The organism is Mycobacterium sp. (genome assembly GCF_025933915.1).
Taxonomy (GTDB): domain Bacteria; phylum Actinomycetota; class Actinomycetes; order Mycobacteriales; family Mycobacteriaceae; genus Mycobacterium.
Genome location: NZ_JAICZA010000189.1, coordinates 1 through 7645 on the forward strand (window position 1 = coordinate 1; position 7645 = coordinate 7645).

A 7645-nucleotide genomic window follows, 5' to 3' on the forward strand; every position below is an offset into this window, starting at 1 on the left:
CGACCGGTACAACCGGATCGGTCAGGGCGTCGTCGCTATCGGCGTGTCGAAGGTGGCGCTCGACCGGTACTTCGAGGGCGTGCTGGACGTGGTGCGCGACGACCTCTCGCACAAGGTGGAGGGCATCAGCACCCCCGGCTCGAAGGAGGAGCGGCTAGAAGCGCTCGGCGCCTACGCGCAGATGGCGTGGCTGCGTGTGTGGGCGCCCGTGTGGGAGAACCAGACCAGCGGCCCCGAAGATCGGGTGCAGGAGCTGCCGCTCAGCGAGCAGTGGCGTGACTTCCCGTACGCCAAGCACGACGACAAGCTCGACGGCCTGGACGTGGCGATCCGCACCGCCCGCGAGTTCGCCATGATCGAGGACACCGAGGTCACGCTCGCCGTCGCTGGCGACTAGCCCGCCCCACCGGGTAGCCTCCGGCGCATGGACGACGACGCCGAGGTGGTCCTCACCGCCACCACCGTGCAGCTGGCGAAGGACACGACGCAGACCGACGACGCGTCCGACACCTTCGACACCCCGGACAACTGCCTGCGGCCACCGGAGGACCTGCGGTCACTGGCCCGGCTGACCGAGCATTCGCCGACCCGCGGCTCGATCCTGGACGCGATGGCCCGCAACACGGTCGGGCTCGGCTACACGCTGGTGCCGCGCCACGGCCGCGAGAACGCCACCACCGACCGGACGACCGCCGTCGCTGAGGGTGTCGCCGCGCTCGAAGCGTGCGCCCGCAAGGACCGCAAGCTGGACCGCCCGTCGTTCACCGAGCTGCTGATGGCGGTCAAGCGCGACGAGGAGGAGTGCGGCCAGGGCTACATCGAGGTCAGCCGCGACCGACGCAACGGCCAGATCGACGGGCTGTACCACGCGCCCGGCGCGATGGTCCGCCGCCTCGCCGACCGCACCGGCTACATGCTGCTCGGCAAGGACATGGACCCCAACCGCGGCGTCCGGTTCTACAACTTCGGCGAGAAGGTGCAGACCCGCCGCGACGGCACCCCGAAAGCGTCGGTGCTGCCCGGCAAGCGGTGGGCGGTCAACGAGCTGCTGCCGTTCAAGCTCTACACCAGCGAGTCGCGGGACTACGGGCTGCCGCGCGACATTGCGCTCGCCACCGACTACGCCGGGGACCGGATGGCCGCCGAGTCCAACGTGTCCTTCTTCGACTCGTCGGGTACACCGCCGACGATCCTGTTCGTCGCCGGTGAGGCCAAGAAGGAGGGGGCCGGCAAGGTCACGTTCCGGGTGCCGCAGGAGACCACCCAGCGGATCACCGACACGCTCAAGTCCGACTCGGGCCGCAAGCATCGGGTGGCGATCATCCCGGTGCCGCCCGGCACCGACGTCAACAGCGTCCAGCTGGGCGAAGTGTCCGACCGCGACATGGGGTTCACCGGCTACCGGGAGGACAACCGGCAGCGTGCCCTGGCCGCGTTCCGCATGCAGCCCATCTTCATCGGCGTGTCCGACTCGGGCCGCTACGACGCTGAGGTGCAACGGTCGATCACGTTGGAGCAGGTGTTCGGCCCCGAGCAGACCCGCTACGAGCACCGGTTGAACGCCACCATCCTCGCCGGCCTGGGGATCACCGACCTGGGCGTCAGCTTCAAGCAGCTGGCGATCGAGGGCAACGCCGTCAAGCGCGAGAGCGCCGAGCGTGCCGCCGAGGTCGGCGCGATCACGTTCGGCGAGTTCCGTGACGCGCACGGCCTGCCGCGGTTGAAGGAGGGCACCGAGCAGGTGCCGGTCGGTTGGAACGACCAGCTGATCCCGGTCCCGGCACCGGTCGGCACCCCGACACCACGCGTCAACGGCGCCCAGGACCAGCGTGGCTTGCGGCCCGGCATCGGCGGCCGGACGTCGCGCGACAAGGCCAGCGGCCAGCCGCGGCAGATCATGCAGCAGCAGGTCGGCCAGTTGCAGGAGGCGGTCGCCGGTGTGCTGCGCGGCGGCGCCACCGCCGCATCGCAGCGTGCACGCAACGGAGCCGCCTGAGCGTGCCCGTCAGCCGCAAGCTGCGCTCCACGCTCAAGTACGGCGCCGGGGACCGTCGTGCGCTCGCTGACGCGCTGCTGGCCGCCAAGCGCGACACGTACCTGGCGACGCTGACCGATCTCGCCGAGAGCTACGGCTACGAACTGACCGAGGACGGCATCCAGCTGTCGGCCGAGGTCGAACGCGCGTTGCGCGACGAGGCCGTCCAGAACGCCACCCGGATCGTCGCCACGTTCAACCGGGAGGTCGATCAGTTCCTCGACCGCAACGTGGACACGCCGACCGAGCAGCTGCTCGCCGACTTCGACGCGTGGGCGGAGGACCGGCTCAGCCACAAGGCCCCGCAGATCGCGGTCACGGAGGCGTACGGCCCGCACGCCGACGCCACGCTCGCCTTCTACGTCGAGAACGGCATGGAGCCCGACTTCGAGTTCGGGCCGCACAGCGAGGACGAGCATTCCGCCGAGTGCCCGGTCTGCCAGGCGCTTGAGGCCACCAACCCGCATCCGCTCAGCCGGGTGCTTGAGGTCGGTAAGCCGCACATCGCGTGCGCACAGTCCTGGGCGGCGCTCGTCGACCCGGAGCAGCTGCCGGACGAGCTGCACCTGGGTGGCGTCACCGGCGGCCTGCTGGGCTCCGACCCGCTGGTCAACCGGGAGGGCGGCCAGGATGAGGCCGTCCAGTTCGTCACCGGCGCCAGCGGTGATCCCGCGCCGGCCGGGTAGCATCGGCCCCATGCCCGCCACGCATGTGCTCTCGGACGTCGACCCGTTCGCCATCTGCATCTGCAAGAAGGGGGCGAACAACCAGCGGATCTTCCTGCGCAAGAGCCACGACGGCGAGCATGACGGGGTGACGGTGCTGCCGCACCGTGACGGGCTGCTCAAGGAGGACGGCGACTGGTCGGCGTTCTACTGCGTCGTCGCGGAGCCGGGCGCCGAGGAGAACGGCGGCCAGGGTGCCAGCGAGATCACCGACGTCTGGAAGGACGCCGACGAGATCCGCAAGGCCGCGCACCGGTTCGCCAAGAACCAGGGCTACGTCAACGCGATGCACGGCGGGCTGGCCGAGCAGGGCTGCACCGTCGTGGAGAACGCCGTCGCCCTGTCCGACTTCAAGGTCGGCCGGCACACGATCAAGAAGGGCTCCTGGTACATCGCCGTCGAGCCGTCCGACGCGTTTCGTGCCGCCGTGGACGCCGGTGAGATCACCGGGGTCAGCATCGAGGGGTCCGGTGTCCGCGAGGCGCTGAGCAAGGCCGCCACGATGGCGCATGAGCCGACGATCGGCTCGAAGGGCAAGGGCCTGTTCGGCATGAAGGGCAAGCAGCTGCCCGCCTACATTCAGCACGTCTACAACGACATGGTGCAGTCCGGCTCCAAGGTCGGCGGCAGCACCTACCGCAAGGCGGTCGGCATCGTCCAGAACTGGGCCGCCGGCCACGACGGCAAGGGCAACAAGGTGAGCGCCGCCACGCAGGCCAAAGCCGCCGCCGCGATCGCCGAGTGGGAGAAGCTGAAGGCCGAGGCGAAGGCCACGGTCAACAAGGACGGCTCGGACAGCTGGCTGGCCTCGATGGGGCTGGCGCTCGGCATCAACAAGATGGGGGACGACGACGTGGACGACATGGCGGCCGCAGCGCTGCTCAAGGCCAGCAACCAGCCCAGGACGTTCGACGGCATCCTCGCCCAGCGGGAGCTCGACCAGCAGCTGCCGGACGCCCAGGACGCGCTGCGCTCCGTCATATGGGACGCGTTCTACCCGATGCCGGACGTGACGGCCGCGCAGTCCCGCGCCGCGCTGTCCGACAGCCTCGACCAGTTCAAGGACTGGCTGCTGACCACCTTCGACGGCGCAGTCAAGCCGGACACCGCCGCCGCCGACGACACCACGGTGAAGGACACCGTGATGAAGGAGCAGCTGGGCATGGACCCGGCTTCTCGCCCGGATGCCGGTAGCCTCGGCGTCACCAACCCCGCTCAGGAGGACACGATGGACACCGAGACCAAGGAGCGCCTGGACGCCCTGGCGAAGTCGCAGGAGGAAAGCGCTGGCGCGATCGCCACGCTCTCCGACCTCGTTGGCAAGCTCGTCGAGCACGCGACGAAGCCCAAGGAGGAGGACGTCACGCCCGACTCGCTCAAGAAGTCCCTCGACGAGTACATCGCCAAGAGCGACGAGCAGCTGACCGCGATCGAGAAGGGCATCGAGGCGCTGGCGTCCAGCGGCTCCGCGCAGCCCGACGACGGCCGCGAGCCGGTCAAGAAGTCCGACAACCCCCTGGCCGGCATCCTCGCCTGAGGGCGAGCCGCCGAGACCGCCGAAGGAGACCCTGACGATGAACCGTCGCGCCGCAATCGCCAAGGCCACCGTGGACACCACGGTGGCGGCCGGTGGCCTGCTCTCGCCCGAGCAGTCCGCCGCGTTCCACCGCACGATCAAGGACAAGGGCTCGCTGCTGTCGCGCATGCGCCAGGAGGTCAAGACCGCCCCGTCCGGCGAGATCAACAAGCTGACCACCGGTGCTCGCCTGATCCGCGCGGCGACGGAGAACGCCGACGACGGCTACCGGGCCGGGGCGTCGTTCCCCACGGTGCCGTACCAGTCGGTGAAGATCCGGCTGCCGTGGGAGGTCACCGAGGACGTGTTCCACGAGAACATCGAGGGCCAGCAGCTGGAGGCCGACCTCACCGACGAGTTCACCACGCAGTTCAGCCTCGACCTCGAGGATCTGGCGATCAACGGGGACACGGCGGCCGGCGCGGGCGCCGACCAGGCGTTCCTTCAGATCGACAACGGGCTGCTCAAGCTGATCGCCACGGCGAACGTCGCGGGGCGCAACATCGACGGGTCCACGATCAACGCGGGCGCGATCGACAAGGCGCACTACTTCGAGGCGATGTACGCCATGCCGAACAAGTACCGCAACCAGGGCGCCGCCGTCTGGATCATGTCGCCGAACCGGGCGATCTCCTGGTGGGAGTCGCTGACGGACCGCACCACCGCGTCCGGCGACTCGCTGCTGGCCGGTCTGGCCGGTCAGGGCGCCCCGGGCGACGGCGCGGCGAAGGGCCCGCTCGGCGTGCCGATCCTGACCGTGCCGGCGATGCCCGACGACACCATCCTGCTGGCGAACCCGCGGAACTTCGTCCGGATCGTCACCTGGGACGTGCGCAAGCGCAAGGTGACCGGCGAGACCGACAGCGAGCTGGCCCTCAAGGACAAGCGGCTGTACGTGTTCTTCGTCAAGCAGGACACGATCGTCGAGGAGTACGACGCCGTGGTCCGGGTCCACTCCCTCGCCGCGATCGCCTGATCGGCGCCACCCCTGAGATCGAGAGGAACCTGACGACCATGACGGACTTCATCAACACCAACGCCCACGCGATCCGCGTGCGCGACGAGGACGGCCAGCTGCGCCGCGTTCCGGCCGGTGGCGTCGTGAGCGGCGACGGCGGCTTCGCGGACGCCCTGAACGCCACGAACGGCGTCCGGTCGGCCAGCAGCGACGAGGTGGCTCAGAGCCGCGCCAGCGAGCCGGTCTCCGGCGACGCGCGGCCGGACGCCGAGCACGTCACGAACGCGCTCGCCGCCCTGCGCTACAAGACGGTCACCGAGCCCAACCAGCGGGTCGTCGGCGACACCGTGGCGCCGCACGGGCCGGACAACGGGGTCATCACGACCAAGCAGGCCGTCCGGGCGAACCCGAAGGACGCCAACGACCTGATCGCGTACGGCGAGCCCGGCATCGACCAGGTGGCCCGCGAGATCGAGGCCGCGCCGTCGATGCATCCCGGTCTCGACCAGGCGCAGAAGGCGCAGATCGAGCAGCTGTCGGCCGAGGCCGGCGACGTCGAGGACGGCTCGGCGGACGACGACGAGTCCGAGGGGTCCGGCGACGGCTCCGACGACGGCGAGTCGGAGGGCGACACCAAGCCGCGCTCGCGCTCGCGCCGCTCCAAGGCCTGAGGGGCACACGGTGGGGTACCCCACCGCAGCTGAACTGGTCGCGGCATCGGCCGTCCCCGAACTCACGGGGGCGGCCGAGCCCGATCAGGAGGCGCTTCGCACCGCGGCGATCGTCGCGGTCGAGACCTACTGCGGGCAGAGCTTCGACACCGAGGTCGCCACGTACACGGTCGACGGGTCCGGTGACGGCGTGCTGTACCTGCCGCGCCGCCTGGCCACGCTGACCGCCCTGTCGGTCAACGATGAGCCGTGGGCGGTCGGTGACGTGGTGGTCAGCGACGACCGAACCCGGCTGCTGTTCTCCCTGACCGGTGGCTCCGCGTACTCGCGGATGATGCTGGCAGTGCAGGGCATCGACCAGGAGCGCGTCTGGCCGTCCAGGAGGGGCGCGATCGCGCTGACCGGTACCTGGGGGTGGGATGAGGTTCCGGATGCCGTCAGCGCCGCGCTGCGCATCGACATGGAGGACACGGCTCGCGCCGACGTCAACGACCTGTCGTCCACGGTGGCGGCGAGCCGCAAGCTCGGGCTGACCGGTATCCGTCAGGGCAACCTGTCGCTGAGCATCGGTGAGGTCGGTGGCCTGTCGCCCCGCGCGATCCGGCTGCTGTCCAACGACCTGATCTGGCGCGGCCCGATCGGCGGGCTGGCGTGAGCACCCCGCTGCCGTTCCGGCAGACCGGGCAGCTGATCGACCAGGCCGGGAACGTGATCGAGAGCGACGTCGCCTGCTCGATCTGGCCCGCGCAGTCCTCCGCGTCGTCGGGCACCGGCGTGAACTTCACGCACATCGGCGAGTCACGCCTCGCCTACTTCTCGATGCTGCGCGAGCCGAACGTCAGCCTGCTGGTCGACGGCGAGCGCTACCGGATCGTGGAGGCCGTCGCGCACGCGCTGCTGCCGCACGTCGCGCTGAGGCTGCGGCGCACCACCCCGACGGGAAGCTGACGTGCCGCGCCGCAACGACCTGCTGCTCCGCGCCACCTTCGAGGGGGAGGGGCCGGTGGCCGCCGCGTTCACGCGCACCGAACGCGCCGCGCAGGACGCCACCATCCGCGAGGTCCGCCGGCTCGGCCGGGTGCTTGAGGACACCTACCGTGAGCATGCGCCGGAGGACTCCGGTCGGGTGCGCGGCTCGATCCGTGCCGCGCCGTTCTTCAACGATCCCAGCCAGCCGCGGACCAGCATCTACGCGTACGCCCGGGACCCGAAGAACGGCTACGACTACCTGCCGGTCACCCGGTTCGGGCACCGTGTGCTGGCGATCGTGCCGAAGGTCAAGCGGGCGCTGACCGTGCACGCCGACGGCCGCGACCTGGCCGGTGACGGCCCGTACTTCCTGGCGCCGGTCGTGTCCGGCTACCACCCGTTCACCGACTGGGTGGACGATGCCGAGCAGCAGGCGGTCGCGGAGACCGCGGACAGCACGCGCCGCCTCGGCCGTGAGATCGTGTTGGCATGACCACCACCGAGATCACTCAGGCCGTCGTCGCGTGGGCCCGCGCGAGCAGCGCCACCCTCGCCGGCGGCTACGACTACGTGCCCGCCGAGAAAACGCAGGCGCTGCCGGACGTGGTGGTCGAGGTGCAGACCAGCGCCGTCGCCCCCGCCGATCCGCGGCTGCCGATGGCGGGCATGCAGCAGACGATGGTCAAGGTGCACACGGTCGGCCTGTCGGTC

The 7645-nt window shown here is 70.3% G+C and carries 10 protein-coding genes; all 10 read left to right on the top strand.

The features are described 5' to 3' along the window. The coding region (locus tag Q0W90_RS21450) for a hypothetical protein (RefSeq protein ID WP_297776441.1) at positions 1 to 397 on the top strand (397 nt) is incomplete at its 5' end. A gap of 27 nt (positions 398 to 424) precedes the next feature. After that, a complete protein-coding gene (locus tag Q0W90_RS21455; protein ID WP_297776444.1) occupies positions 425 to 1996 on the top strand; it encodes a phage portal protein in 1572 nt (523 codons plus the stop codon). A gap of 2 nt (positions 1997 to 1998) precedes the next feature. Further along, positions 1999 to 2721 carry a hypothetical protein gene (locus Q0W90_RS21460; RefSeq protein ID WP_297776447.1) on the top strand — a complete coding sequence of 241 codons (723 nt, stop codon included), beginning with the start codon at positions 1999 to 2001 and terminating at the stop codon, positions 2719 to 2721. A gap of 10 nt (positions 2722 to 2731) precedes the next feature. Continuing rightward, positions 2732 to 4297, top strand: a complete 1566-nt coding sequence (locus Q0W90_RS21465; protein WP_297776449.1) for an XkdF-like putative serine protease domain-containing protein — start codon at positions 2732 to 2734, stop codon at positions 4295 to 4297. A gap of 37 nt (positions 4298 to 4334) precedes the next feature. After that, positions 4335 to 5312 carry a phage major capsid protein gene (locus Q0W90_RS21470; RefSeq protein WP_297776452.1) on the top strand — a complete coding sequence of 326 codons (978 nt, stop codon included), beginning with the start codon at positions 4335 to 4337 and terminating at the stop codon, positions 5310 to 5312. Positions 5313 to 5350: 38 nt separating this feature from the next. After that, positions 5351 to 5965, top strand: a complete 615-nt coding sequence (locus Q0W90_RS21475; RefSeq protein WP_297776455.1) for a hypothetical protein — start codon at positions 5351 to 5353, stop codon at positions 5963 to 5965. Positions 5966 to 5975: 10 nt separating this feature from the next. Beyond that, entirely contained in the window at positions 5976 to 6620 is a 645-nt protein-coding gene (locus tag Q0W90_RS21480) for a hypothetical protein (protein ID WP_297776457.1), read from the top strand. Further along, positions 6617 to 6913 (top strand): hypothetical protein, encoded by a 297-nt coding sequence (locus Q0W90_RS21485; RefSeq protein ID WP_297776460.1) that lies wholly within the window; start codon positions 6617 to 6619, stop codon positions 6911 to 6913. The genes Q0W90_RS21480 and Q0W90_RS21485 overlap by 4 nt, the downstream gene beginning before the upstream one ends. A 1-nt stretch (position 6914) precedes the next feature. Beyond that, positions 6915 to 7427 (top strand): hypothetical protein, encoded by a 513-nt coding sequence (locus tag Q0W90_RS21490; RefSeq protein ID WP_297776463.1) that lies wholly within the window; start codon positions 6915 to 6917, stop codon positions 7425 to 7427. Next, positions 7424 to 7645 (top strand): hypothetical protein (locus Q0W90_RS21495; RefSeq protein ID WP_297776465.1); only part of this gene is annotated, 222 nt, incomplete at its 3' end. The genes Q0W90_RS21490 and Q0W90_RS21495, both read left to right, overlap by 4 nt.